Raw genomic sequence first — 25,023 nt, 5'->3', positions numbered from 1 at the left:
AGGCGCCGCGAGCTAGGCTCGCGCCCCGGAGGGCTCGATGATCCGACGAACGGTCGCTCCAGGAATCGCGCTCGTTGTGCTGATGCTCGTGGGCTGTGGGCAGAGCGCGGAAGAAGCAGCGTGCAACGACACGGTGCAGGTGTTCGGTGATGCGATCGTCCGCTGCGGGCTGGACGAAGGCGCATCGCGCGACGACCTCGAGCGGCAGATCGAGTCGACCGTGACGATGACGCAGGGCTGCGAGCGCGTGGTGAGCATCCGCGACGAAGCGGAGCTTCGCGAGGAGTGCCTGCCCGCGCTCGAGACGGTGGCGTGCGCGGATCTCTCGGCGGGCACGCTCCCCCCGTCATGCCGCGCGCAGATCGAGGTCGAGGTGCGCTGAGGAGCCGACCATCACGCTCCCGTTCCCGCCGACGAGCACTCCAGCTGAGCTACTTCGGCTCGCGCGTGCGCCAGGCCCCGGGGGTGATGCCCGTCCAGCGGCGGAACGCGCGGCTGAAGTTCGCGGCATCGGAGTAGCCGAGGCGCGCGGCGATCTCGTCGAGGCCGAGCTCGTCGCGCAGGAGGACGAACGCTCGGGCTCGGCGCGCATCCTCGAGCAGATCGCGGAAGCTCGTCTCCTCCTCGGCGAGACGACGCTTGAGCGTGCGCGTCGAGACGTGCAGCGCCTTGGCGACTTCTTCGATCGTGAGGAACCCGCCGTTGGCGCGCGGCAGCACCCGCGCGACCCGGCCCGAGAAGGGATCGTCGGCGCGCAGCGCGGCGAGCTCGCGCTCGCACTGCTCGAGCGTGAGGCGCAGCGCCGCGGGATCCGCGGTGACGAGGCGCGCCGAGAGCGCGGTCGCGGGGAACGTGATGCGGTGCACGGGGCTCCCGAAGCGCGCCGAACGCAAGAGGTGCGCGAAGCGCCGGAAGTAGCTCGGCTCGTCGAACGCGAGCTCGACCTGGTACGCCGCATCGCCGCCGGTGAGCGCACGCGCGAGCTGCACGATGCCGACCGTCAGCGCGATCACGACCGCGTCGCGCGCCTTGCCGAGATCGGCGTGCTCGAGGATGACCAGCGCGGCGCCTTCCGCGCCGGTCTCGAGCCGAAGCGAGAGCGCGGTCGTGCGCGTCGGGGCGAACCGCACCGCGACCTGGGCCGCTTCCCCGAGCGTCGGCGCCGCCATCGCCGCGAGGCCGAGGAAGCCGTGGGACGCGATGCGCATCTGCAGGCCGACGTGGAACCCGATGCCGGGCTCGCCGGTGAGCTTGCGCGCGCGCTCGACCAGCGCCTCGACGTCGGCGAGCCCGAGCCGCGCGTCGGGCTGCGCCAGGGCGTCGGGGGTCCACCCCGAGCCCGCGAGCAGCGCGTCCGCGCCGATCCCCCAGCGCTCCACCACGTCGGCGAGGTGGAGCGCGTGGATCGCGGGGATCGAGTGCGCGTCGGGCGCTTGCATCGAGGGGCCGAGAGTCTCGCGAAAACACACGATCTTGGCTAGCTGGCCCGAAATGACAAGAGCTTGGCACCGCCTGACTTCGCGGGCTGGTCGCATCGCGCGGAGAGTGTCGTGGAGGAGGCCTGCAGCAGCATGAACGGCACGCAGACGCTCGAGGTCCGCAACCTCACCTTCGCAACCGGCGCGAACGTCCCGCGGCACTGGCACGGAGGACGGCGCTCGGTGACGCGCTTCCTCGACAACCTCTCGATCTTCTTCCCGGAGGGCGAGCGCTTCTTCGTGATGAGCGTCCAGGCGCATCGCCACCTGGTGGAGAACGACCCGGTGCTGAAGAAGCTCGTGCGCGACTTCTGCGGCCAGGAGGGCATCCACGGGCGGGAGCACCGTCGATACAACGAGATGCTCCGCGAGCAGGGTCTGCCGGTCGACGAGATGGAGCGCTCGGTGGTGTGGATCCTGAAGCGCGCGCGGCGTGGGCTGCCGCTGCGCACCCAGCTCGCGGTGACCGCGGCGCTCGAGCACTTCACCGCGCTGATGGGGCACCTGATCCTGGCCAAGCCCGCGCTGCTCGAGGGGGCGCACCCCGAGATGGCCGCGCTGTGGCGCTGGCACGCCGCGGAGGAGAACGAGCACAAGGCGGTCGCGTTCGACGTCTATCTCAAGGCGGGCGGCAACTACGCGGAGCGGAGCGTGATCATGCTCGCCGCGACCGCCGTGTTCTGGGCGAAGGTGCTCGAGTTCCAGGCACGGATGATGGCGGAGGACGGCGACGCGCTCTCGGCGCGCGAGTGGGCGCGCCTGGTGCGCTTCCTGTTCGTCGAGCCGGGCGGGATGCAGGACGTGTGGCGGCTCTGGGCGGACTGGTTCCGTCCGGGGTTCCATCCGAACGACATCGACTCCGAGGGCGCGATCGCGGCGTGGCAGGCGAGCGCGGGAGCCTGACGCGATGGGCCTGCTCTCGGTGGTCGAGGGGATCTCCCACGTCGCGCTGCGCGCGCGGGGGCTCCGTGGTCGCATGATCGACACGCGGCTCGGGCGCGTGCACGCGTACGTGGGGCGTGGGCACGGCGCGCTCCCGCCGGTCGTGATGGTGCACGGGATCGGCTCGGCGGCGGCGCCCTTCGCGCCGGTGATCGCGCGGGTGCAGGAGCACGTGCGAGGCGTCATCGCGCCCGAGCTGCCGGGGCACGGATGGAGCGCGCCGCCGCGGGCGCGTCTCGCGCCCGACACGCTGTTCGAGGTGATGGGCGAGGTGATCGATCGGCTGATCGACGAGCCCGCGGTGGTGGTCGGGAACTCGCTGGGCGGCGCGGTCGCGCTGCACTACGCGCGGAGCCGGCCCGAGAAGGTGCGGGCCCTCGTGCTGCTCTCGCCCGCGGGCGCGCGGATGAGCGAGGAGGAGCTCGAGGAGGTGCGGCGGGTGTTCCGGCTGCGCTCGACCGCGGATGCGATCGCGTTCGTGGAGCGGGTGTATCACCGGGCACCGCCGGGCACGTCGTGGGTCGCGGGCGACGTCCGGCGGCACATGGGACGCGCGGTGGTGCGCGACCTGCTCGCGAACGCGCGCAGCGATCACGGGTTCGATCCCGAGGCGCTGCGAGGGCTCGCGATGCCGGTGACGCTGATGTGGGGGCGCTCGGAGCGCGTGCTGCCCGCGAGCGGGCTCGCGTACTTCCGGGCGCACCTGCCGGCGCACGCGCGGGTGGAGGAGCCGGAGGGCGTGGGGCACTGCCCGCACCTCGATCGGCCGGGGCTGGTCGCGCGACGGATCGTGGAGGCAGCGATCAGCGGCAGCGCTCTCGGAGCAGCTCGAGCACACGCGGCTGATCCTCGGGGGTGACCCACGCGACCGCGTCGAAGCGGAGGGGGCCGGAGAGGCGGTTCGCGAAGAGGATCCCTGCGGGAGACGGTGACTCGGCCGCGCTCTCGCAGCGGAGGCCGGCGCAACGCAAGGGGACCTGGGCGAAGCGGGCGCGTGCCTCGGTCGTGAAGGCCTGCGCGTCGGCGTCGCGGAGGCACTCGATCGCCGGCCCGCGCGGGCCGGACTGGATGCGGCGGGCGCGGAGCGTGGGCTCGTAGAACGACGGATCCTGGAGCGCGACGCGATCGTGGACCGCGCACGCTTCGTCGCGATGGGCGAGCGCGGCGAGGACGTCGTCGGGATCGGTCGTGGGTGCGGTGTCGGGGTAGCGGATGAGCGCGTAGGGCTCGCACGCCGTGTCGTGCTCGCGCGCCAGGAGGATCACGCGGTCGCCGACCCGGCATCGCATGCTGCCGGGCTCACACGCGATGGTCCCTTCCCGCGGGACGAGCGCAGGTGAGACGCAGGTGCCGAGCTCGCGGGGCGCGCTCGCGTCGACGACGATCAGGCCGCGCTGCGCGAGCGGCTCGAGGGTCGCGGTCGACGGGGGATGGGCGTCGCAGGGCGTGGGGGGCGGCGGCTCGATCGCGTCGGGGACGTCGGTGTCGGGGACCTCGGCGAGCTGCTCTTCGCCGGCGGTGGTGACGACGTCGGGCTCGTGCGGGGTCGGCGCGCTGGGGCCGCACGTGCTGAGCGCGATGACGAGCGCGGCGAACCGGCGGGTCACGGGCGATCGCCGAACACGATATCGAGTGTCTCCTTCGACACCGCGCGCTCGAACAGCGGCGCCAGCGCCGGGCTCGTCAAGCGCTTCGCGGTCTCGAGGTCGACCCACGACGCACGATCGACCTCGGGGAAGCGCTGGAGGCGACCCGAGCGCGGTGGCCACTCGAGCTCGAACTCGTTGCTCACGATGTGCGTAGGATCGAAGTCCGCGCGCGCCGCCCACGCGTGCACGCGCTTGCCGCTCTTGAGGCGCACGTCGCCCAGCGCGACGTAGGGCGGCGACGGCGGTGTGACCCCGAGCTCCTCGACGACCTCGCGCTGCGCGGCGGCGAGCGCGTCCTCGCCCTCTTCGATCATGCCCTTGGGGATCGACCACGCGCCTTCGTGCTTCTTCGCGAAGAAGGGTCCACCTGGATGCACGACGAGCATCTCGACGCCTCGCGCGCTCCGGCGCAGCAGCACCATCCCCGCGCTCACCTCGCGGCTCGTCCGACGTCGCCGATCTCGGTTCAATCCCGGTATGCGCTCCCCCGCTCACGGAGCATCGCACGAGCGATGGGCGAGCCCGCAAGATCGTCGTCCGCGATCTGGTCGAGGAATTCCTGCCCGTGCTCGGTGACGCCCGCGCGCAGTGCAGCGCGGACGTCGCCGTGTGCTCCCTGAGCTGCCCGGGCGTGAAGCTCGAGGATCCGCCACCCGATCCCGAGGCGCGACACGCAGGCCGCGAGCGCACCTTCGGCGTCGCCCTCGACGAGCCGCGCGCGGACCTCGAGCTGGTCGCAGTGCTCGCGGAACGCGGCTTCGCGATGGAGCGCCCGCGCATCGGCGATCAGGACGCGTGCCTGGGCGATGCGAGCTTCGTGCAGCGCGATGCGAGCTCGGGTGGCGGTGAGCGCCGCGCGGAGCCGACGCGGCCGGATGGATGTCGCGCTCTGCTGCAGCCGCTCGTCGATCTCGTCCGAGCGACCTTCGCGCACGAAGCGCGCCGCGAGCTCGATCCACCACCCCGCCCTCGTGCGCCTCGTGCGGGGATCGTAGCTGTCGATGATCCAGATCGCCGCGTCGAGCCCGTCGTCGAGCGCGCGTACGACGCGCTCGCGCCTCGTCGTCTGGCGGTACGAGACGGCGCACGCGAGCACGATCGCCAAGACGCCGAGGAACGACAACGCGAGGAGCCACACCGGTCCCGCCAGGAAGGCGACCACGATCGGCACCAGCCGCACGAGCGCGCCCTTCCACGCGCGAGAGGGAACGGGACGGTGATGCACGAGCGAATGTGCGAGCGCACGCCCGAGCTCGCTGCCAGTCCACGCGCCCCATCCGAACGAAACGAGCGCGAGCGTGACTGCGATGATCACGTCCATGCGCTCCGCCCCGCTGCTTCTCAGCCGTGATAGACGCGCGACGCGACGAAGCGTCCATCCGCCACGTCGAACACGTTGCACACCGACATCGCGGGCTCGCCGTCGACGTGGCGCACGTACTCGAGCGCGACGCGGTCCTCGCTCGCGGCGATCCCGACGAGCTCGTAGCGCAGGCTCGGTGTGCGCTCGAGCGCGCCGCGCCACCACGCGCGCAGCGCGTCGCGTCCCACGATGCGCCCCTCGCGGATCTTCGGCGACGTGTGGGTCGCATCGTCCGCGTAGAGCGCGGCCATCGCGTCGACGTCGCGCGCGTTGAACGCGTCGAGCCAGCGACGCGCGAGCTGCTCAGTCGCGCTCGACACCGTCACACCACGCGCGCACCTCGGGGTGCGCGAAGATCGCCTCGGAGTAACGCGACGCGGTGTCGTCGAGCGTGACGCCGTAGCTGCGGAAGCGCGTGACCACCGGCGCGTAGAAGCAGTCGGCGATCGAGAACGCGCCGAACAGGAAGTCACCGTCCTGTCCCCATTTCACGCGGGCCTCGCGCCAGATCGTCATCACACGATCCACGTCGGCGCGCGCGTCACGCGAGAGCTCCTTCTTCGTGCGCAGCTCGACGTCCATCGACATCTCGGTGCGCATCGCGACGAAGCTCGAGTGCATCTCCGCGCTCACGCTCCGCGCGATCGCGCGCGCGCTCGCATCGCTCGGCCACAGCGAGGGCACACGCTCCGCGGCCCACTCGCAGATCGCGAGCGAGTCCGAGATCGTCAGATCGCCGTCGATCAGGAGCGGCACCTTCCCGCTCGGCGAGACCGCGGCGATCCGTTCCTTGCTGTCGGGACGGCGCAGCCGGATCAGGTGCTCGTCGAACTCGATGCCCGCGTGCCGCAGCGCGAGCCAGGGCCGCATGCTCCACGACGACCAGCGCTTGTCTCCGATCACCAGCGTCCGCATCTCGCTCACCCTCCGTCGCGCACGAGCACGAACATCAAGAGCCCGAAGAGCGCGACCAACGACACGATCTCGATCCAGTTGAACTTGCCGTCGTCCTCGATCGCACGCGAGAGGATCGCGTAGGTCGGATAGATCAGCGCGAGCGCGAGCGTCGTCGGGATCGTGATCGGCACGGTCTCGTCGTGGAGCACGCCGATCGTGTTGAAGAACGCGATCATCAAGCAGCAGAACGCCATCACGTTGAAGAGGTTCTGCGTGAGCCCGCCGAACGTGTTCGAGAGCGCGATCAGCGGCTGCTTCTTGTAGTGCGCGTTGAGCACGATGACGTAGGTCGGGACGCCCGCGATGATCGCGAGGATCAGCGCGACCGCCATGCGCGACAGATCGGGGAACGCGGCGACGATCGCGTCGCCGACCTCGCTCATCGACTCGCCGCCGAGGAACGATCCGAACACGCCGAGCACGAGCAGGCCCGCGACACCGCCGTAGGTCTTGGGCACGCCGTGGTGCGCCTCTTCCGGTTCCTTCTTGGGCGGCGCCTCGCCTTCCTTCTTCTCCTCGGCACCGAAGTAGCGCACCAGGCTGACGAGGAAGGTCCCGAACACCGCCATCAGCGCGAAGCCGACGAAGTAGAGCTCGGGCACCCCGATGCGATCGATCGGCGAGCCGAACTCGCGCAGCACGATCATCGTGATCGCGAGCGCGAGGCAGAGGCCGCCGCCGAAGCTCAGGAGGTCGGTGCCCGCGCGCACGATCGGCATCGGGATCGACGCGGTGCCGCGATCCTTCGGCATGATCACCGCGTAGAGCGCGAACGCCATCGAGTTCGTGTAGACGCTCATCAGGCCGATCACGAACGCCATCGTCGGGTCGTCGACCACGAAGAACCCGAGCAGCGCGATCTCGGGCACGTTCGAGACGACCGCCGCGATCGTGCCGCCGACGAACTGGTTCCATCCGAGCAGGGCGCTCATGCCCTCGACGCTCATGATCAGCGCTTCGCACGAGCCTGCGATCAAGCAGAGCCCCGCGAGCGCTTCGAGCGCGCCGCCCGCGAGCCCTGGCACGTGCACGACCTTGAGGATCCCCGCGAGCACGAGGCCCGCGATCAGGATCCAGCCCCAGATCGGCATCGAGAATTTCGTCTTCGCGTCCGCTGCCATCGCGCGCGAGCCTCGTGTGCGCGCGCGCGCTGGTCAAGGACCACGCCGCACGATCAGAGCTGGATCGTCGCGTACACGACCGCGCCGACGAAGGGATCCCAGTACACGACGTGCGGCCGTCGATCGGGGCCGATCACCATGTCGGCGTGGACGCGCTCGGGCACCGCGCCGATCAGCGAGAGCACGTCGACGACCCACTCGAGCTCGCCGCCGCGGCGCACCTGCCGCCAGTACTCGAGCCGCGTCTCGGGCCCTTCGACGCCCGCAGTGAGCAGGTGCAGGAGGCCGTACGCGTCGGTCTCGACGACCATCGGATGTCGGCCCGGGCGATCGAGGATCGTGAGGTCGTCGATCAGCGTGGTGATCTCGATCGGGCCGCTGCCCGTGAAGCGCGCGAGCCGCACCTCGCCGCGCTGCGCGGCCCAGTCGAGGTAGCCCACGATCGTCTCGTCGCCGAGCAGCGCGAGGTCGACCCCCACGCCCGACGCGCGCTCGTCGATCGCGGGGTTGTCGAGCGTGCGCGCGACGGCCCACGAGGCGGCAGACGTCGACACCGAGTACGAGGGCGCGGAGACCGCGAGCGTGGCGCACCACTGAAACGCGTAGTGCATGGTCGTGCCCGCGCCCGCCGCGAGCGCGACCGCGCCGACCCCCTCGAGCCGCGGATCGCCGTCGCTCCGCACGTTCACGTCGACCGCCCACGTGCCGTCGCCGGTCGCGCGTCGCACCGCGTTGCGGCCGGTGTCGTCGTCGTGCCACGCGACGACCGGGAGCCCCGCGCCGTCGATCTCGATGTCGACCGCGCCGCGCGCGCCGACCGAGATCGCGACGTGATCCGGTTCGGAGAGGATGTTCCCGCGCAGCGTGCGGTGCTGGATCTCGTGGCCCAGGTCGGAGCGGACCCAGTACGCGAAGTGGTGGATGTCGGCGCCCTGGGTCGCGAGCGCGACGGACGTGCCGACCCACTCGCCCATCGACGCGACCGGGCGGATCACCGGGCCGTCGGCGGCGGTCTCGGGCGCGTCCTCGTGGAAGCGCACGGTGCGCAGCTCGGCCAGGTCCGGCCCGTCGTACGCGTCGTACGCGATCACGACGACACCGTCGCTGCCGCGGGTGATCGCGACGTCGTCGATCTCGAACGGCGCGCCGATCCGCTCGCTCACGCGTCGGGTGCACACCTCGGGGAACGGGGGCTCGAGCTCGTCCCACGGCGTCACACACGCGGTGTCGAGCACGGACGGCGGAGGGTCGTTGGCGTCGACGGGGCCGCCGTCGACCGGCGCGGCGTCGACTTCGCCGCCGTCCTCCAGCTCGGCGGCGGCGTCCATCCCGGCGTCGACCGAGCCCTCGTCGTCGACGATGGTGAACCCGGAAAAATCAGGGATGCACCCCGCCAGCACGATCGTCGCCAGCACCGCGACAGCGACCGCTGCTATCCTGCGCGGCGCAGTCGGATGTCGTCGGACGCGCTCGAGAACAGCGTCTTCGCCCCGGTGCGCGTCGGCGACGTCGTCGCAGCGCGCTATCGCGTCACGCGCGAGATCGGCGCGGGCGGTATGGGCCAGGTGCTCGAGGTCGAGCACGTCGAGCTCGAGAAGCGCTTCGCGCTGAAGCTGGTGCGCCCCGACCGCTGGGACGCGACCCTCGACGCGCGCTTCCGCCGCGAGGCGCGCGCCCTCGCGAAGGTGACCACGCCGCGGGTGCCGCAGATCACCGACTTCGGTGTCGATCCCGGGCGCGGTCCGTTCTACGTGATGGAGCTCGTCGACGGCACCCCGCTCGACGTGCTGCTCTCGCGCGAAGGGCCGCTGCCGCGCGAGCGCGCGCTCGAGCTGGCGATCGGGATCGCAGAGGCGCTGGTGGACGTGCACGCGGCCGGCATCGTCCATCGCGACGTGAAGCCGAGCAACCTCGGCGTGTGCCGGAGCGGTCCGGTGAGCGTGCGGTTGCTCGACTTCGGGCTCGCGACCGGCGTCGACGAGCGCTTCGGATCGAAGATCACCGAGAGCCGCAGCATCGTGGGATCGCTGCCCTACATGGCGCCCGAGCAGTTCCACGGCGAGCGCCCGACGGTGCGCGTCGACCTCTGGGCGCTCGGCGTGATCCTCTACGAGATGCTCGCGGGCGCGCTGCCCTTCGAGGCGCCGTCGACCGCGGCGTTGATGCACCAGATCCTCTACGCGCCGGTGCCCTCGACCCACGACGCGCCGCGGAGCACGAGCAGCGTGCTCGCGAAGCTGCTCGCGAAGGATCCCGAGGAGCGTCCGGCGAGCGCGGTCGAGGCGATCGAGCTGCTCGAGAGCGCACTGGCGCGGCGCTCCTCGGGCGCGTCTCGCTCGTCGCTCGCGACGCGCGAGACCGCGCCGAGCGTCGACTCGTCGCCCGAGCTCCACAGCCGCAGCGCGCCGGCCTCGGGCACGGTGGTGAAGCCGTCGCGCGACCGCGAGGCGCGCATCATCGCGATCGGGATCGCGCTCGCGCTCGCAGGCGTGCTCGCGTGGGCCGCGAGCGTGTGGCTGATGCGACGCGAGCCGCCGAGCACGATCGAGCAAGCCGCGCCGGTGGCCACGCCCGAGCCGGTGATCGCGCCGGCGCCGCCGCCGGTGATCGAGCCGACGCCCGAGCCGGTGATCGAGCCGACGCCCGAGCCGCCGCCGGCGGCGATCGCGACGCCCGAGGAGCCGCGCGAGCGAGCGCCGCGCGCGCGAGGCCGCGCTCCGCGCGAGACCACTCCCACGACCGAGCCCGCGACGGGCGAGCCGGCGTCGTGGGACGGCAACATCATCGAGCAGCACGCACCGTGATGCGCATCCACGCCCTCGTCGCGCTCGTCCTCCTCGCGATTCCAGCGCTCGCCCGTGCGCAGGACGCTCCGAGCGATCCCTCCACCTCGCTCTTCGATCGCGGCGTCGAGCGCCTGCGCGAGGGCGATCACGAGGCCGCCGCCGCTGCGTTCCGCGAGTCGTATCGCCTCGCGCCGCGCGTCACGACGATGTGCAACCTCGCGCTCACCTACGATCGCTGGGGCCCCGAGCACCGCGCGCAGGCCGCGCGCGCCTACCGCACCTGCGCGCGCGACGACGACACCGGTCGCTTCCGCGCGTTCGCCGAGCAGCGCGTCGCGGAGATCGAGCGCGAGCTCGTGCTGAGCGAAGGCGACGCGCCCCAGCCCGAGCCGGCGCCCGAGCCCGAGGCGCCCGAGCCCGAGCCCGAGATCACGCCGCCGCCGAGCGATCCTCCGCCGGTCGCGCCGCCGCCGGCGGCCGAGCCCGATCACACGCTGCTCTGGATCGGCGTGGGTGCCGCAGGGCTCGCGGCCGGCGCGACCATCGCGGGCGTCGTGCTCGCGCTCGACGCGCAGTCCACCGTCGACGACCTGCGCGATCAGCCGGTGATCGTGCGCGGGAGCCCCGAGCACGATCGGCTCGAGCAGGCGCGCACCGAGGCCACCGTGGCGACCGCGCTCTACGTGACCGCGGGCGTGCTCGCGGCCGGCGCCGCGACGCTCGTGATCATCGATCTCACCTCGAGCAGCAGCAGCGAGACCCACGTCGCGATCCGCCCGAACGGGATCGCGATCGAAGGTCGCTTCTAACGATCGCCGATCGCGCGCCCGTCCGCGTCCACCACGCGCCCCAGCGCGTCCTCGTGGGTGCTGCACGGATAGGGCGTCTCGCGCGGCGGCGGAGGATCGACGAAGAGCGGCTGCACCAGCCAGCCCGACGCGAGCGCGTTGCACATCAAGCGCACGTTCTGTCGATCGAGCACGATGCGCAGCTCGGTCGCGTCCTGCAGCATCGCGAGGTCTCCGTCGCTGTCACCCGCGACGAGGACCGGACGCAGCGCCGGGTCCTCCTGCCGCATGCGCTGCCGCGCCGCGGGCACGTCGAAGATCGCGCGGTTGATCCAGCAGCGCTTGCCCTCGAGCCACGTCATCACCGGCGTCGCGAGCGCGCCCTCACCGCACGCCTCGAAGCGCGCGGTGCCGCGCCCCGATCCGTCGTGCTGCATCCGCACGCCGATCACGCGCGCCGGAGCGAGCCCCGCGATCTCCGCGAGCGCCTGGACGATCGGCTCGGGCGACGCGCTGACGATCCACACCTCGACGCCGACCGACTCGAGCGCGCGCGCGAGCTCGATCATCGGCACGTGCAGCCGCGCGAAGCGCTCGACCTCGACCCCGCCGATCACCTCGCGCGTGCCGACCGGCGCAGCGCTCGCCGCCGCGAACGCCTCGCGCGCGATCGCGCGCAGCGCGTCGTCGGTGCGCCCCGCCGCGAGCACCTGCGCGATCACGCCGTACGTCGATCGGTAGAACGGCGCCATCGGCACCGTGAACGCGGGCTCTCCCTCGGGCGTCGTGCCGCGCCACGCGAGGTGCGCCACCACGCGCCCGCGCTCCGTCGCATCGCGCGCGCCCGCGAGCGCCGCGTGCGCTGCCTCGCCGAGCATCGCGTCGTCTCGCGGGATCGCGCCCTCCGCGATCGCACCGCGCTCGATCAGATGCGCGAGCACCAGGTCGCCGATGTCCCCGCGCATCATCGTGTTGTCCCAGTCGAACACCGCGACGCGCCGTCCCTCGCGCGCGCCGAGCGTCGCGATCACGCGCTCGATGCGCGCGCGGTTCTCGGGGAGCCAGCCCTCCTCGCGCAGCGTCACCGGCACCACGCGCTCCTCGCGCACCCGCGGCGCGCCACACGCCGCGAGCGCCACGCACAAGCACCATCCCCACGCGACGACGTTCGTCCGCACATTCCGCGCGCCGAGCATACCCGCGATCTTTTCGTGACGGACGCCCATGGGCGCGCCCACCAACCTCGCGAGCACCACGAACGCGCGAGAGGTCGAGGCGCACCGCGCCCCGGGGGTCCTCCGCGCGTCGACGTTCGGTGCACGCACCACGATCGTCCGCGCCCTGCGCGGGGACGATCTACTGCGTTTGATTACGTCGTTTGACTGGCACACGCAGGCACGAATTCCGCGGCACATCCCCTGCAAATCACGAGGCACCCATGCACCAGCGACGCATCTTCTCCTTCCGCTTGCTCCTGCTCGGCATCCCGCTCCTGCTCGCCCCACGCGGCTGCGACGAGCCCGGTGATCCCGGCAGCTGCTTCTGCCCCGACATCTACGCGCCGGTCTGCGGCGCCGACGGCCGCACCTACGGCAACTCCTGCGAGGCCGACTGCGCGGGCGCGATGGTCGCGCACGAAGGCGAGTGCGACGCGGGCTGCGTCTGCCCCGCGGTCTACGCGCCGGTCTGCGGCGACGACGGCAAGACCTACGGCAACACGTGCGAAGCCGCGTGCGCCGGCGTGATGGTCGTCCGCGACGGCGAGTGCGAGACGAGCTGCGCGTGCCCCGACGTCTACGCGCCGGTCTGCGGCCAGGACGGTCGCACCTACGGCAACTCGTGCGAGGCCAACTGCGCGGGCGTGATGGTCGGTCACGAGGGCCCGTGCGAGTGCCCCGCGGTCCCGCCGATCTACTGCGAGTGGGGCTACGTCGTCGATCAGAACGGCTGTCCCACGCCCGAGTGCCTGCCGCCGCCGACCTGCGAGCCGGTGACCTGCGAGATCTACTGCGAGTACGGCCACGTGATCGACGAGCGCGGCTGCGCGATCTGCGCGTGCAACCCGCCGCCGATGTGCGAGCCGGTCGCGTGTGACGTCTACTGCGAGCACGGCCACGTCCTCGACGAGCGCGGCTGCGAGACGTGCGCGTGCAACCCGGCGCCCGGCCCGCTCTGCTTCAGCGACGACGAGTGCGGCGAGGGCTCGTACTGCGACACCACCGTGTGCCACTCGCCGTGCGACGGGCTTCCCGACGATCGCGCGTGCCCCGCGGTCTGCTACGGCGAGTGCCGCCCGACCGCACCGCCCTCGTGCGGCGCGGACTCCGACTGCGCCGCGGGCGAGGTCTGCGTGATCCCGGTCTGCATCTGGGACGACCCGAGCGCGCCGTGCCCCGACGAGGGCACCTGCGTCCCGGCGCGCTGAGCCGCGCTGACTTCCTTCCTTTCCTCCACGTTCCTCACCGGCCCGGTCCCACCCGGGCCGGTTCTTTTTCCGTCGCGTGGGAACCGGAAGGCGGCACGACGCGTCTATCGCTCGCGTACTCTCGCGGAGAAGGACGCGGATGCAGTCACCACGCGACCCTCGGTCGATTCGTCCCGGGCTCCTCGTCACGAGCGCGGTCTTCGTCGCGCTGCTCGCGCTCGGGGTCGGCAGCGTGATCACGGAGCGCGGCCCGTTCGCGCCGACGAGCGACGACGAAGACGAAGATCGCGGCGGCCGCACCTTCGTGCTCGAGCCCGCGACCGACGACGAGCTCGATCCCGACGACCGCGGCTGGTCGCGCGCGGCCGACGATCCCGGCGCCGAGGGCTCCGCGCGCGAGGTCTGGGCCCAGGCGTTCCCCGATCAGCACGAGCCGCTGCCGCCGATGGTCGAAGCGATCGTCGATCCACAGATGAGCCGCTATCGCGCGCTCTTCACCGACGAGCGCCCGCCGCCGTTCCCGCCGATCGGACGTCGCGGTCGTGTGCTCTCGTCGAGCGGGCTCGACCTCGACTCGGCGCAGCCCTGCGAGGTGCGCGTGCTGCCGACGGCCGACTCCGGATACGACTGCCTGGTCCGCGTCATGTGCGGCGACACCGTCGTGTACCCGAACCGCGCGCAGACGGCGGGCTACGTCGCGTGTGATCTCGGCGCGGGCGGCCCGAGCGCCGCCGCCGATCAGATGCCCTCGGTCACCGATGGTGATCCCGCGATCGCGTTCGACCTCGCGCGCGGAACCGTCACGGTGCGGGACGCCGATCGCGAAGGGCGCGCGCTCTTCGAGCTCACGCTGCAGCTCGAGCCGACCGCGCTCCGGGTCATGTGAACGGGATCAGCTCGCCTTCGCGTAGCGACGCGCGAGGCGATCGTCGGGCGCGAGCTCGCGCAACACGTTCGCCACAGACCGTGCGCGCCCTGCCGCACCCGCGCGCTCGTGGAGCCAGAGGCCCTGGCGCAGCGCTTCGATCGCTTCGTCGTCGCGACGCGCGCGGCGCAGCATCGCGCCCGCCATCACCCACGACGCAGCGTCGCCGAGGATCGCAGCGCGCTCACGCAGCGCGAGCGCGGCCTTGCGGAGCTCGCCCTTCGAGGCGAAGCGCTGCGCGCGGCGCTTGAGGACGTCGGCAGGCTCGGTCGAGAGGGTGGTCATGGCGAAGCTCCTTCGTGCGACGCCACGATCCTCAGCAATCGTCGATCCACCACCGCGCAGATCGGAGACGCGACACGAAACGACAGCGCTTTCGCGATCGCGCCTCCACACGCGAGGACGGAGCGCCGATTTCACGCGTGAACGCGACGCGACATCCACGTCGCATCGTTGCGCTGACATTGCGTCCCCGGCGCGCTCCGTGCGCCGTACATCGCCTTCACGGCAGCTCGTCGATCTCCGCGATCACTTGATCGACGTGCACGCCCGGATCGACGTCCTCCCACACGTGCCGGACGACGCCCTCGTCGTCGATCAGGAACGTCATCCGCGCGGTCATGCCCATCTGCACCGGCACGCCGTACTGCTGCGCGACGCGACCATCGAGATCGGCGAGCAGCTCGAAGGGCAGCTGGTGCTCGTCGTGGAAGCGACGATGCGACTCGACGTCGTCGGTCGAGACGCCCAGCACGACCGCGCCGGTGCCCTGCAGGCGATCCCACGCATCGCGGAACGCGCACGCCTCCGCGGTGCAGCCCGGCGTCGCATCGCGCGGATAGAAGTAGAGCACCACCGGGTTGCCGCGGTACTCCGAGAGCTGCCGCACCCGCCCCGTCTGGTCCTGCAGCATGAACGCGGGCGCGGCCTCACCGACCGGCACCGGCGTCTCGCGCGGCGCGGCCTCGGCGGTGCTCCCGCCCCCGCCGCTCGCTTGCTGCGACCCACCACACGCCGCGAGCATCGCCGCGATCACCACGATCTCGATCATCCGCAGCCGCATTCCGACCTCTCCTGTCGAGGCCACGGACATGCGCCTCCGTCCGCGCCTCGGCAAGAATCTCGCTCCCATCCGCTCGCCGCAGACCACGGCCTCGTCGCTACGGAATCCGTAGCGCTACGATCTTCGTAGCGCCGTGCTCTCCCTCCGAACTCCCGCGCGCAGCGCGCACACGCGCGAAGCGCGGTGCTACTCGCGAGCGTCCGAGCCGCGCGAGCAGCGCGGATCGGTCACGAGCCCTCCCCAGCGAAACCCAGTGAGGCGGCAGAACCGCGGTACCGGGCGTGGGGTGGAGGGTCCGACGCCCCCGTGCGACGGGGGCTCGCAGAGGCCGACCACAGACTGATCGAAGCATCGCGGCAGAGCGCGAAGCGCGCGCCGCGATGCGACCACCGATTCCCGACGCTCACGCCGCGATCGTCGAGCAGCCCGCGAGCACCCAGGGCGTCGGACCCTCCACCCCGCGCCTCACGCCGAAGCCCTACAGGACGAACTGATCGCCGAGGCGGCAGATGTCGAGGTTGCGGTCGTGGATGCGCGCGAGCTCTTTCTCGACGCGCTGCTCGAAGACCGGCTTGATGTGATAGAGCAGCACCGGCAGCTCGCGGTGATCGTGCAGCTTGCGCAGCTCGGCCTCGAGCGTCTCGGGCGTGTGGTGCCCGCTCACCTTCGCGAGCTTGTGGTGCTCGTCGGGGAACGAGATCTCCATCAAGAGCGCGCGTAGGTCGCGCGTCTCGTTGAGCTTCTCCCAGAACCGCGTGGTCGGCCCGGTGTCGCCGCTGTAGCCGAGCGCGCCGCTCGGCGTCTCCACGACGAAGCCCGACGCGTCGATCGTGTGGTGCACCAGCACCGGCGTGATGCGCATCCCGCTGAGCTCGGTGGTCTCCTCGGGCACGAGCGGGCGCAGCTCGATCGTCATCCCCGAATTCCCCGCGGGGATCTTCGAGAAGTCGGGCCACAGGAGGTCGTTGAAGAAGTGCTTCTTCAGCACCTCGAGCGTCTCGGGGATCCCCGCGATCACCAGCGGCGGTCCGCCCTGCTGGCAGCGGTTGTCGGCGAGCGTCGCGAGGTCGCGCACGTGATCGAGGTGCGCGTGGCTGACGAGCACCGTCTCGATCGCGTGCTGCTCCTCGAGCGTGAGCATCGAGGTCACCGCGCCGGCGTCGATCGCGACCTTCCCGTCGAGGAGGAAGCTCGACGTCTTGTGCTTCGGCGTCTCGCCGCCGTGGCAGCCGAGGACTCGCAGTTCCATCAGGCGCCGTCCCCGAAGCGCTCGCGCATCTCGAGGAACTCGAGGAACTCCTGCAGGCGCTGGACGTCGCCGACGGCGAAGCCGTCGTCTCCGCCTTCGACGATCCGCAGACGACGCAAGCGCACCAGAACGTCCTCCGTCTCTTCTTCGCTGAGCCCGATCTCGGCCGCGAGATCGGTGCGGGTGATCGGCACCCAGACCGACCCGTCGTCGCGCTCCTCGCCGATCATCTCCGCCTGGCGCGAGAGACCGAGGATCACGCGCGCCTTCGGGTCGCGGTGCATCAGCACCTCGATCAGCGCGTTCGCCGAGTCGAGCCGCCGCGCGAGCTTCGTGATCATCCGGACCGCGATCTCGGCGTTGCTGACGACCATCTGCCCGAAGGTGCGCGCGTCGATCACCAGGCAGCGCAGCGGCGAGAGCGCCTCTGCGGTGGCGTTGCGCGGCTTCGAGTTGAGGATCGCCATCTCGCCGAAGAACTCTCCGGGCCCGAGGATCGCGAGCGTCTTCGTGCCGTCGCGGGTGGCCTTGGTGATCCGGACCTGACCCTGCTGGATCACGAACATCGTGTTGCCGGGCTCGTCCTCGCGGAACAGCACCTCTCCCGGCTCGAAGGTGCGGCCGAACCGCGCGAAGAGCGCGTCGCCCTCGCCCATATGGCCTGTGAGCGTAACGGGTGCGCGAGGTGTGGTCAAAACGTGGATGTTCGCCGTCTCTGGCCGAGGAGCAGGTCGGCGGTGGCGGGCGCTGCGCGCGGATCGAGGGTGAGGTGGGTCGTGAGCAGCGCGAGATCGGCGGGCTCGTCGACGTCGTACCAGGGCGCGGTGAGCGCGAACGGTGAAGGCGCGGCGCGCATCGTGTCGGCGAGCGCGTGGCGCGAGGACCAGCGGATGCGCGGATCGGCGAGGAACGTCGAGGGCGCGCGCGATGCGCTGCCGATCAGCACGTAGCCGCCGTCGCTCGCGGGCGTGCACACGAAGTCGCGCTCGCCGAGGGCGATGCTCGCAGCGCCGATCAGCGCGTGCGGCAGCGTGGGCGCGTCGGTGCCGATCACACACGCCGGGCCGGGCGCGAGATCGAGCGCGTGGCTCATGCGCGCGCCGAGATCACCCTCGACCTGCACGATCGGCGGGGGCAGGTCGAAGCGTGTGCAGAGCGGCGCGAAGAACGGGTGATCCTCGGTGACGTGCAGCTCGGGGCGCAGGCCGTCGCGCGCGCGCACGTGGGTGATCGTGTCGATCACGAACGCGGCGTGGAGCTCGGCGGCGCGCGCATCGCCGATCGCACGCGCGAGGCGCGTCTTGCAGCGACCGGGGATCGGAGGTCGCGTGAAGATCGCGACCCGCATCAGCTCGGGTCGACCAGCACGCCGCTCCGGACCACCGCCTCGCCGTCGACCACCACCGAGGTGCCCGCCGCGCAGCAGGGGATCGAGCCCGCCGCGCTCCAGCCGATCCCGGTCACGTCCGCCGCCGCGTCGCCGAGCGCGAGATGCAGCCCCGGCAAGTTCTGATCGACGATCGCCTCGCCGGTGGCCTCGATGATCCCGTAGTTGCAGCCGATCGCGACGAGCCCGACGCGATCGCGGTTCGCGCCCGACTCGATGCGCGCGCGCAGCATCTCCTCGAGCACGGGATCGTCCTCCGCGCTCACCCGCACCACGCGCCCGTCGGCGATGTAGAGCGTCACCGGCGTGCTCGCGGTCGCGTGCGGACCGACCGCCGCGTTCGCGACGTACACGCCATCGATCGAGTCGGGCACCGCGTAGAGCGCGCCCGCGGGGAGATTGCCCCAGCGCCCCGGCTCGAGCTGTCCGAGCTGCGGCATCCAGCGCGTCGCGCTCGACGTCGCGAGGCGCAGTCGGGTGCCGCTCGCGGAGCTGACGGTGATGCGCGTCGACGACATCAGTCGCGAGAGCAGGCGCATGCCGTGGCCCGCGACCGCGTCGTAGTCGACGCGCAGGCCGCGCACGAACGCGAGGTGGCTGATGCCCGGCATGTGCGCGTGGCGCAGTCGATGCGCGGTGAGCATCGCGAGGAGCGCGCGGCGCATCGTGATCTCGGGGCCGGGCGCGCTCGCGACGAACACGCTCGCGGTCGCGCCCTGCAGCAGGCCCTCGATGCCGCCCGGCAGATCGAGCAGCGGACGTGGACCGAGATCGTCGAGCCACACCATGCGCGGCTCGGCGCCGCGCGCCTCGACCGCGCGCGCGAGCGCGTCGCCCATGCGCACCGACGTCGCGTCGGCGAAGAGCGCGACGACCTCTCGCTCTCGCACCGCGAGCGCGGTGCCCACGACCTCGCGCGCCGCGAGATCGAGCTGCGAGACGGTGATCCGGGAGAGCGCCGTCGCCGACATGCTGCGATCCGAGTCTGGTCCGACGGCTGGGGCGCGTGCCACTCGGGACGCCTCCCACTTCCGCAGTCGGCGACTTCGTGATAGCGCCGCGCCATGCGTTTCCATCTCGCCGCGTGCGCGCTCGTGCTCGCGCTCGGCGTCGCATCGGGCGCGCGCGCGCAGAGCGCTGCGGACGACTGGGCTCCACCGACCGCCGAGGCGCGACCGACCTCGGGCGAGGCCTCGTTCCTCAGCGGGCGCACGCTCGGCATCGGCCAGGTGCTGATGGCGGCGGCGCTCGGATGGCCGGGGCTCTGGGCCCAGGTCGAGCTCGCGCCGGACTCGACGTTCAACATCGGCGCGCGGGTCGCGGTGGTGTACGGCTCGCCGGTGATGGGGCTCGTCACCGGCGCGGGCGGCGAGCTGATCGTGCCGATGCGCATCCATCTCTTCGGCGAGGGCGACGTCGATCTCGCGCTGCGCGTCGCGCCCCAGGTCGCGCTCGGCGAAGGGCGTCTGTTCGGCGAGGCCGAGGGCGTGCGCGCGAACGATCTCGGGGTGTCGTCGCGGGTCGAGGTCGGGCCGCGCATCGGATGGCGCGTCGTCGAGCGCGTGACGTTGCTGGCGGGCGTCGATGCGGGCGCCGGGGTCTCGTGGACCGATGGCGAAGAGGTGCGCGCGATCGGGACGTTCAGCGCGACGCTCGGGATCGAGGCGCTGATGACCCTGCAGACGATGCTCTTCGCGGAAGTGTCGGGAGGCGCGGGGGTCGCGGATGGTTCGGGGCGCGCGGTGCCGCTCTATCCGCAGCAGGAGATCTTCCGGCTCTCGCTCGGGCTCGCTTATGTGCTCTGAGCACACATCTCACAGATAGGTCGCGGCGCGCTCGAGGGCTCTTCGTGCATCGGCGCCGTGCTCGACCTCCTCGTGCGTCGCGGACGGATACCGCGCGACGTAGGCCTTCGCGTCGAGCCGATGTCCCGCGTTGGGCACGACGAGGAACGCCGGCGTGCCCCACGCATCGATGCGCTCCATCTCGCGCGGGCCCAGCGCGATCGCGTCGTGCACGACGAGCCGTCCACCGCCGAGGCGCACGATTGTCATCGTTCGCTTGAGAGACATCCCGGGCAGCGACCCCCACACTCGCCAGAGGTTGTCGGCGAGGGGCTCGATCGGCCCATGCGGTAGGACCTTCCACTCCTCGAATGCTTTCGGCACCGTGGCTTGCTAGCACGCATGCTCGGAGGAACGCGCGATGAGCACGACGATCGAACTCGGGACCCGAGCGCACGCGGGTCGATGAGCGCCGACGATCTCGCTGCGCTCGCCGACGCGATCGCGCCGTTCCTCGACGATCCACCGCTGCGCGACGACGTCGATCTCGCGCTGATCGGGCGCTATCGCGGCTTCGGCGAGATCGTCACCGCGATCGCCGCGCTGCGTGATCGCGGCGCGCGAGTGACCGTCGCGGGACGCTCGCACGAGGGCGCTCCGGTGCTGCGCGTGGAGATCGGCGATCCTCGCGCCAGCAGTGGCTCGCTCATGATCGCGGGCACGCACGCGATGGAGTGGATCGGCGTCGAGGTCGCGCTCGCGATCCTCGATGCGATCGCGAGCGAGCCGGGCGATCGCCGCATCGTCGCGTTCCCGGTGCTGAACCCCGACGGATATCGACGCGCGGAGCGCGATCTGCGCTCGGGCAAGAAGATGCGCTACTGCCGCGCGAACGCGCGCGGCGTCGATCTGAACCGCAACTGGCCCACGCACTGGGCGCCAACCGGGATCCTCCCGCGCATGATCCCGCTGCTCGGGAGCGCGGGCTCGCATCCCGCGTCGGAGCCCGAGATCCGCGCGGTGCTCGGCGCGATCCTCGAGGTGAAGGAGGCGGGCCACACCCGGCTCGAGCGCGCGCTCTCGCTGCACTCGTTCGGCGCGATGTTGCTGCTGCCCTACGGCGGACGATGGGCGCTGCCGCCCGAGCATCCGCGCCTCCACGCGATGGCGCGCGAGGTGCGGCGCGCGCTGCGCAAGCGCTACAGAATTCGTAGCGTCGCGCGGTGGGTGCCCGGCTTCTTCGCGAACGGCATGGAGGTCGATCACCTGCTGCACGAGGGGATGTCGCCGCTGCTGGTCGAGTGCTCGCGCGGAGGGCTCTCGCTCTTCGATCCCTCGAGCTGGGTCGTGCCGTTCCGCTGGTACAACCCGCCGCGCCCGGCGCGTCACGTGAGCGAGCTGCAGCACGCGTTGCTTCCGTTCCTCGGCTACGGGCCGGCGCGCGAGGAGTAGCGCGGGCGCGATCGACTTGTCCGCGCGCGCGCAATATGGTCGGCCGCGATGAAGCTGTGGCTGATGAAGAGCGAGCCCGACGTCTTCTCGATCCAGGATCTCGCGCGTGATCGCACGACCACGTGGGAGGGCGTCCGGAACTACCAGGCGCGCAACTCGATGCGCGACGACATGAAGATCGGCGACCTCGTCCTCTACTACCACTCGAACGCGAGCCCATCGGGCGTCGCGGGCGTGGCGCGCGTGGTGAAGGAGGCGTACCCGGATCCCACGCAGTTCGATCCGAAGAACGAGTACTACGACGAGGGCTCGCCGAAGGACGATCCCCGCTGGCTCATGGTCGACGTCGAGTTCGTCGAGGCGTTCGACGAGGTGGTGTCGCTCGAGCGGCTCAAGGGCGACAAGGCGCTCGACGGGATGCTGGTGATCCGGAAGGGGCAGCGGCTCTCGGTGCAGCCCGTCGAGAAGAAGCACTTCGCGCGCGTGCTGAAGATGGCGGGCGCGAAGACGAAGATCTGATTCAGGAACGCGCCCGCAGCGGGCGCGCGACGTGCGCGTGTCGCTCGGCCGCGATCCGCAGCTCGTACGCGCGGAGCAGATCGCCGCGCGTGAGGATGCCGACGACGTGGCGCGGTCGGGCGCGCTCGACGACGACGACGCGCCCGACGTCGTGCTCGATCATGTCGTCCGCGACGTCGCGCAGCGTGCGATCGGGCGTGACCACGATCGGCGTGCGGTGCACGAGCGATCCGATCGTCGCGTCCTCGGAGCATTCGCCGCCGACGAGATCGCGCCGGGTGACCACGCCGATCAGCTCGCCGCCCGCGTCGATCACCGGGAAGCCCTGGTGCTGCGCGTCGGCGCTCCCGGTCGCGAGCCACGCGCGCACGTCGGCGAGCGCGCGCTCGGCGGCGAGGGTGACGACGGAGGTGCTCATGCGCTCGCGCACCAGCACGCGCGCGAGCACGTCGGCCGCGTACTCGGCGGGCACGCGCAGACCGCGACGCGCGAGCTTCTCGGTCATGATCGAGTTCGGCATCGCGAGGCACGAGACGAAGTACGCCGCGGCGCATCCTCCGATCAGCGGCAGGAGGACCATCGGCTGCTGCGTCGTCTCGAACGCGAACACGGCCGACGCGAGCAGCGCGCGCGAGGCTCCCGCGAACATCGCGGCCATGCCGACGAGCGCGCCGACGCGCGGATCGATCGCCGCGCCGGGGAGCGCCGACGACGCGATCGATGCGAGGAGGGCGCCCATCGCACCGCCGATCGTGAAGAGCGGCGCGAGCGTGCCGCCCGAGGTCCCGCTGCCCAGCGAGATCGACCACGACACCAGCTTCGCGATGCACAACACGACGAGCGCGCGCCCCGCGAGCTCGCCGTCGAGCATCTGCTCGATGTTCTCGTAGCCGACGCCGAGCGTGCGCGGCGCGAGCCACCCGATCGCGCCCACCGCGACGGCACCGATCGCCGGCCACCACATCCAGTGCACCGGGAGCCGCTCGAAGCCGTCCTCGATGGCGTAGAGCGCGCGGGTGATCGCGACCGAGGCGAGACCGAGCAGCGCGCCGAGCAGCACGTACGCGCAGAGCGCCTCCGCGCCCGGCGCCGCGACGTCGTGCATCGCGAACACCGGCGCTGCGCCCACCAGCGCGATGCGCGCGGCCGCGGCGGTCGACGTCGCGATCGCGACCGGGATCACCGAGCGCGCGCGGTACTCGAAGAGGAGCAGCTCGATCGCGAGGAGCACGGCGGACACCGGCGTGCCGAAGGTCGCGGTCATGCCGGCGGCGGCGCCCGCGGCGAGCAGGGTCTTGCGCTCGTCGGGCGTGACGCGGACGAGCTGCCCGAGCACCGAGCCGAGCGCGCCGCCGGTGGCGATGATCGGTCCTTCCGCGCCGAAGGGCCCGCCGGTGCCGATCGCGATCGCCGCGGAGAGCGGCTTGAGGAAGGTCATGCGGAGCGGGATGCGGCTCTCGTTCGCGAGCACCTGCTCCATCGCCTCGGGGATGCCGTGGCCGCGGATCGCACGCGAGCCGTAGCGCGCCATGAGCCCGACGATCACGCCGCCGACGATCGGCACGACGATCACCCATGCGCCGAGCGCGTGGTCGGCGGGCGACGAGGGATCGAGCGAGACCCGCTGGTGGAACGCGAGGTTCGTGATCAGCGCGATCAACGCCTGCAGCGCCTGCGCGATCACCGCGGCCACGAGCGCGAGCACGACCGAGAGCGCGGTGATCGCCGCGACGCGCCGATCGACGAGCGCGGTCGGGCGCGGCAGCGCCATCCGGCGGATGGTGGGCGAGAGCGAGGGCGCGATCGGGACCGCGGCTTCGTGGCTCGGCTCACGCGCGTCCACGGGACCTCTTCTTCGGTGCGTCCTCGTCTTCGAAGAACATGCGCGGCGCGAGGCTGTCGCCCCCGGTCGCGGTGACGAGGTGCTCGAGCGAGCTCGCGAAGTCCTTGCGGGTGCGCGCGGGGAGCGACTCGATCGCGCGGATCAGACGCACCTGCGCGAGGGGCGGAGAGCGCCGCACGATCGCGCGGCCGCGCGCGGTGATCGCGATCTCGAAGCGACGCGCGTCGGTCGCGGCGCGGGTGCGCGCGACGAGGCCTCGCTCGACCAAGCGCGACACGACCGTCGAGACCGAGCTGGGATCGGTGAGGGTGCGCGCGGCAAGCTCGCTCATCGACGACGCGGGCGCGTCGACGAGGCGCTCGAGCACGAAGAGCTGCGCCGCGCTGATGCCGGTGCGCGCCTCGGCATCGCTCGCGGCGAGACGGAGGAAGCGGACGAGGCGCCGGATCGATGCGAGCACACGGGCCGCGTCGTCGCCGGTGCGCGCGCGGGGAGATGCTTGGGACACCATGGATTCGCGCGCTCGTGTACCGCGCATCGCGCGACGCGCAATCACGAGGGCGCGATCGGGGAGCTTTTCCCCGGCGCCGCGGCGTCAGGTCTCTTCGACCTTCTTGCGCGGCGGGGGCTCGCTGGCATCGCGCGTCGGACGGACCTGCTCGAGGTCGGGCTGCGATGGGCGAGTCGGTCGCTGCGCCGTGAAGCGGCCCGTGCTCGACGACGAGGGTCGCGGCGACACGGGCGCGCCGCTCGCGTCGCGCGCGGGGTAGGTGTCGCTCTTCGTCCGCGGCGGCGGCGGAGGAACGCTCGATCGCGCCGCGGTCTCGGCGCGGGGCGGCGGCACCGGCGTCTGCGACGCGCCGCCGAGCGGCGCGCTGAAGGTCTGCGAGAGCGTGCGCTGCCGTCCGCTGAGCCAGCGATGCGCCTCGTGCACCGCGCCGAACGCGCAGATGCCGGCGCGATGCGAGCGCGCGACCATGTTCACGCGCACCACCGCCATCTCGCTCGCCAGCACGAACGCGATCTGATCGAAGGCGCGCGCGGTGAGCAGCCAGCGCCACAGCGCGTCGCGCACGTCGGGGGGGAGCTCGACCGCGTCCGCGGCGCGCGAGTCGATCAACGCGCGACGAACGCGGGTGCGATCGACCAGCAGCTCGAGCGCCGCTGCGTACTGCCCGACCTCGTCGACGTTGCGGAGCGTGCCGTGCTCGACGATGAACAGGTACCCGGGTCGTTGCTCGACCTCGAGGCGACCGCTCGGCAGCTCAACGGTGTCCCCCATTCTGCGCGCG

The 25,023-nt window shown here is 71.9% G+C and carries 29 protein-coding genes; 10 read left to right on the top strand and 19 right to left on the bottom strand.

What is annotated here, in order from left to right:
- Positions 1-37 precede the first annotated feature (37 nt).
- Positions 38-382: a hypothetical protein gene (locus tag I5071_RS40010; protein ID WP_236518649.1), complete on the top strand. Its 345-nt coding sequence runs from the start codon at positions 38-40 to the stop codon at positions 380-382.
- Positions 383-431: 49 nt separating this feature from the next.
- Here I5071_RS40010 and I5071_RS40005 read toward each other — a convergent pair whose 3' ends face one another.
- Positions 432-1,439: an AraC family transcriptional regulator gene (locus I5071_RS40005; protein ID WP_236518648.1), complete on the bottom strand. Its 1,008-nt coding sequence runs from the start codon at positions 1,437-1,439 to the stop codon at positions 432-434.
- A gap of 132 nt (positions 1,440-1,571) precedes the next feature.
- Here I5071_RS40005 and I5071_RS40000 point away from each other — a divergent pair, with 132 nt between their 5' ends.
- Positions 1,572-2,381 (top strand): metal-dependent hydrolase, encoded by an 810-nt coding sequence (locus I5071_RS40000; RefSeq protein WP_236518647.1) that lies wholly within the window; start codon positions 1,572-1,574, stop codon positions 2,379-2,381.
- A 4-nt stretch (positions 2,382-2,385) separates the two neighbouring features.
- Complete coding sequence (locus tag I5071_RS39995; RefSeq protein ID WP_236518646.1) at positions 2,386-3,279, top strand: alpha/beta fold hydrolase; 894 nt, start codon at positions 2,386-2,388, stop codon at positions 3,277-3,279.
- Here the strand turns inward: I5071_RS39995 and I5071_RS39990 are convergent.
- Genes I5071_RS39990 through I5071_RS39960 form a run of 7 tightly spaced genes read right to left on the bottom strand, consistent with a single transcriptional unit; the run spans position 3,224 to position 8,925 of the window.
- Entirely contained in the window at positions 3,224-4,027 is an 804-nt protein-coding gene (locus I5071_RS39990; protein ID WP_236518645.1) for a hypothetical protein, read from the bottom strand. The genes I5071_RS39995 and I5071_RS39990 overlap by 56 nt on opposite strands.
- On the bottom strand, positions 4,024-4,503 hold the full coding sequence (locus tag I5071_RS39985; protein WP_236518644.1) for an NUDIX domain-containing protein: 480 nt from the start codon (positions 4,501-4,503) through the stop codon (positions 4,024-4,026). Before I5071_RS39985 ends, I5071_RS39990 begins: the two co-directional genes overlap by 4 nt.
- Before the next feature lie 32 nt (positions 4,504-4,535).
- A complete protein-coding gene (locus I5071_RS39980; protein ID WP_236518643.1) occupies positions 4,536-5,471 on the bottom strand; it encodes a hypothetical protein in 936 nt (311 codons plus the stop codon).
- Positions 5,411-5,752, bottom strand: a complete 342-nt coding sequence (locus tag I5071_RS39975) for a nuclear transport factor 2 family protein (protein WP_236518642.1) — start codon at positions 5,750-5,752, stop codon at positions 5,411-5,413. Before I5071_RS39975 ends, I5071_RS39980 begins: the two co-directional genes overlap by 61 nt.
- The gene (locus I5071_RS39970) at positions 5,736-6,347 is read right to left on the bottom strand and encodes a glutathione S-transferase family protein (RefSeq protein WP_236518641.1); all 612 of its coding nucleotides are present in this window, start codon (positions 6,345-6,347) and stop codon (positions 5,736-5,738) included. Before I5071_RS39970 ends, I5071_RS39975 begins: the two co-directional genes overlap by 17 nt.
- A 5-nt stretch (positions 6,348-6,352) precedes the next feature.
- Positions 6,353-7,510 (bottom strand): hypothetical protein, encoded by a 1,158-nt coding sequence (locus I5071_RS39965; RefSeq protein ID WP_236518640.1) that lies wholly within the window; start codon positions 7,508-7,510, stop codon positions 6,353-6,355.
- A gap of 53 nt (positions 7,511-7,563) precedes the next feature.
- Positions 7,564-8,925 carry a hypothetical protein gene (locus tag I5071_RS39960; protein ID WP_236518639.1) on the bottom strand — a complete coding sequence of 454 codons (1,362 nt, stop codon included), beginning with the start codon at positions 8,923-8,925 and terminating at the stop codon, positions 7,564-7,566.
- A gap of 39 nt (positions 8,926-8,964) precedes the next feature.
- Here I5071_RS39960 and I5071_RS39955 point away from each other — a divergent pair, with 39 nt between their 5' ends.
- Both I5071_RS39955 and I5071_RS39950 read left to right on the top strand, forming a co-directional pair.
- Positions 8,965-10,314 (top strand): serine/threonine-protein kinase, encoded by a 1,350-nt coding sequence (locus I5071_RS39955; protein WP_236518638.1) that lies wholly within the window; start codon positions 8,965-8,967, stop codon positions 10,312-10,314.
- On the top strand, positions 10,314-11,105 hold the full coding sequence (locus I5071_RS39950) for a hypothetical protein (protein WP_236518637.1): 792 nt from the start codon (positions 10,314-10,316) through the stop codon (positions 11,103-11,105). Before I5071_RS39955 ends, I5071_RS39950 begins: the two co-directional genes overlap by 1 nt.
- Here the strand turns inward: I5071_RS39950 and I5071_RS39945 are convergent.
- Positions 11,102-12,262, bottom strand: coding sequence for a haloacid dehalogenase-like hydrolase (locus I5071_RS39945; protein WP_236518636.1), 1,161 nt, complete (start codon positions 12,260-12,262; stop codon positions 11,102-11,104). The two genes, I5071_RS39950 and I5071_RS39945, sit on opposite strands and share 4 nt — an antisense overlap.
- 260 nt (positions 12,263-12,522) lie before the next feature.
- Here I5071_RS39945 and I5071_RS39940 point away from each other — a divergent pair, with 260 nt between their 5' ends.
- Together I5071_RS39940 and I5071_RS39935 are read left to right on the top strand one after the other, a co-directional pair.
- Positions 12,523-13,509: a Kazal-type serine protease inhibitor domain-containing protein gene (locus I5071_RS39940; protein WP_236518635.1), complete on the top strand. Its 987-nt coding sequence runs from the start codon at positions 12,523-12,525 to the stop codon at positions 13,507-13,509.
- A gap of 139 nt (positions 13,510-13,648) precedes the next feature.
- Complete coding sequence (locus I5071_RS39935; protein WP_236518634.1) at positions 13,649-14,395, top strand: hypothetical protein; 747 nt, start codon at positions 13,649-13,651, stop codon at positions 14,393-14,395.
- A gap of 6 nt (positions 14,396-14,401) precedes the next feature.
- Here I5071_RS39935 and I5071_RS39930 read toward each other — a convergent pair whose 3' ends face one another.
- The 6 genes from I5071_RS39930 to I5071_RS39905 form a co-directional block, all read right to left on the bottom strand.
- Positions 14,402-14,719: a hypothetical protein gene (locus I5071_RS39930; protein WP_236518633.1), complete on the bottom strand. Its 318-nt coding sequence runs from the start codon at positions 14,717-14,719 to the stop codon at positions 14,402-14,404.
- A gap of 217 nt (positions 14,720-14,936) precedes the next feature.
- Positions 14,937-15,497 (bottom strand): peroxiredoxin, encoded by a 561-nt coding sequence (locus I5071_RS39925; protein ID WP_236518632.1) that lies wholly within the window; start codon positions 15,495-15,497, stop codon positions 14,937-14,939.
- A 478-nt stretch (positions 15,498-15,975) separates the two neighbouring features.
- Positions 15,976-16,746: an MBL fold metallo-hydrolase gene (locus I5071_RS39920; protein ID WP_236518631.1), complete on the bottom strand. Its 771-nt coding sequence runs from the start codon at positions 16,744-16,746 to the stop codon at positions 15,976-15,978.
- Entirely contained in the window at positions 16,746-17,402 is a 657-nt protein-coding gene (locus tag I5071_RS39915) for a Crp/Fnr family transcriptional regulator (protein ID WP_236518630.1), read from the bottom strand. Before I5071_RS39915 ends, I5071_RS39920 begins: the two co-directional genes overlap by 1 nt.
- Positions 17,403-17,437: 35 nt before the next feature.
- Positions 17,438-18,094, bottom strand: coding sequence for a TIGR04282 family arsenosugar biosynthesis glycosyltransferase (locus I5071_RS39910; protein WP_236518629.1), 657 nt, complete (start codon positions 18,092-18,094; stop codon positions 17,438-17,440).
- The gene (locus I5071_RS39905; protein WP_236518628.1) at positions 18,094-19,104 is read right to left on the bottom strand and encodes an aminopeptidase; all 1,011 of its coding nucleotides are present in this window, start codon (positions 19,102-19,104) and stop codon (positions 18,094-18,096) included. The genes I5071_RS39910 and I5071_RS39905 overlap by 1 nt, the downstream gene beginning before the upstream one ends.
- Positions 19,105-19,197: 93 nt before the next feature.
- Between I5071_RS39905 and I5071_RS39900 the strand changes: the two genes are divergently transcribed.
- A complete protein-coding gene (locus tag I5071_RS39900) occupies positions 19,198-19,938 on the top strand; it encodes a hypothetical protein (protein ID WP_236518627.1) in 741 nt (246 codons plus the stop codon).
- Positions 19,939-19,947: 9 nt separating this feature from the next.
- On the opposite strand, the gene I5071_RS39895 is transcribed toward I5071_RS39900, so the two are convergent.
- Positions 19,948-20,187, bottom strand: coding sequence for a hypothetical protein (locus I5071_RS39895; protein ID WP_236518626.1), 240 nt, complete (start codon positions 20,185-20,187; stop codon positions 19,948-19,950).
- A gap of 195 nt (positions 20,188-20,382) precedes the next feature.
- On the opposite strand from I5071_RS39895, the gene I5071_RS39890 reads away from it, so the two are divergent.
- Positions 20,383-21,369, top strand: a complete 987-nt coding sequence (locus tag I5071_RS39890) for a M14 family metallopeptidase (RefSeq protein ID WP_236518625.1) — start codon at positions 20,383-20,385, stop codon at positions 21,367-21,369.
- A 48-nt stretch (positions 21,370-21,417) separates the two neighbouring features.
- Positions 21,418-21,888 (top strand): EVE domain-containing protein, encoded by a 471-nt coding sequence (locus tag I5071_RS39885; protein ID WP_236518624.1) that lies wholly within the window; start codon positions 21,418-21,420, stop codon positions 21,886-21,888.
- A gap of 1 nt (position 21,889) precedes the next feature.
- Here the strand turns inward: I5071_RS39885 and I5071_RS39880 are convergent, their stop codons facing one another.
- The 3 genes from I5071_RS39880 to I5071_RS39870 form a co-directional block, all read right to left on the bottom strand.
- Positions 21,890-23,659: a chloride channel protein gene (locus I5071_RS39880; protein WP_419249689.1), complete on the bottom strand. Its 1,770-nt coding sequence runs from the start codon at positions 23,657-23,659 to the stop codon at positions 21,890-21,892.
- A 58-nt stretch (positions 23,660-23,717) separates the two neighbouring features.
- On the bottom strand, positions 23,718-24,242 hold the full coding sequence (locus I5071_RS39875) for a MarR family winged helix-turn-helix transcriptional regulator (RefSeq protein WP_236518622.1): 525 nt from the start codon (positions 24,240-24,242) through the stop codon (positions 23,718-23,720).
- 84 nt (positions 24,243-24,326) lie between these two features.
- On the bottom strand, positions 24,327-25,013 hold the full coding sequence (locus I5071_RS39870; RefSeq protein ID WP_236518621.1) for a hypothetical protein: 687 nt from the start codon (positions 25,011-25,013) through the stop codon (positions 24,327-24,329).
- Positions 25,014-25,023: the final 10 nt, after the last annotated feature.

It is taken from the genome of Sandaracinus amylolyticus, from assembly GCF_021631985.1.
GTDB classification, from domain to species: domain Bacteria; phylum Myxococcota_A; class Polyangia; order Polyangiales; family Sandaracinaceae; genus Sandaracinus; species Sandaracinus amylolyticus_A.
This window is presented reverse-complemented; position numbering and strand designations above follow the sequence as displayed.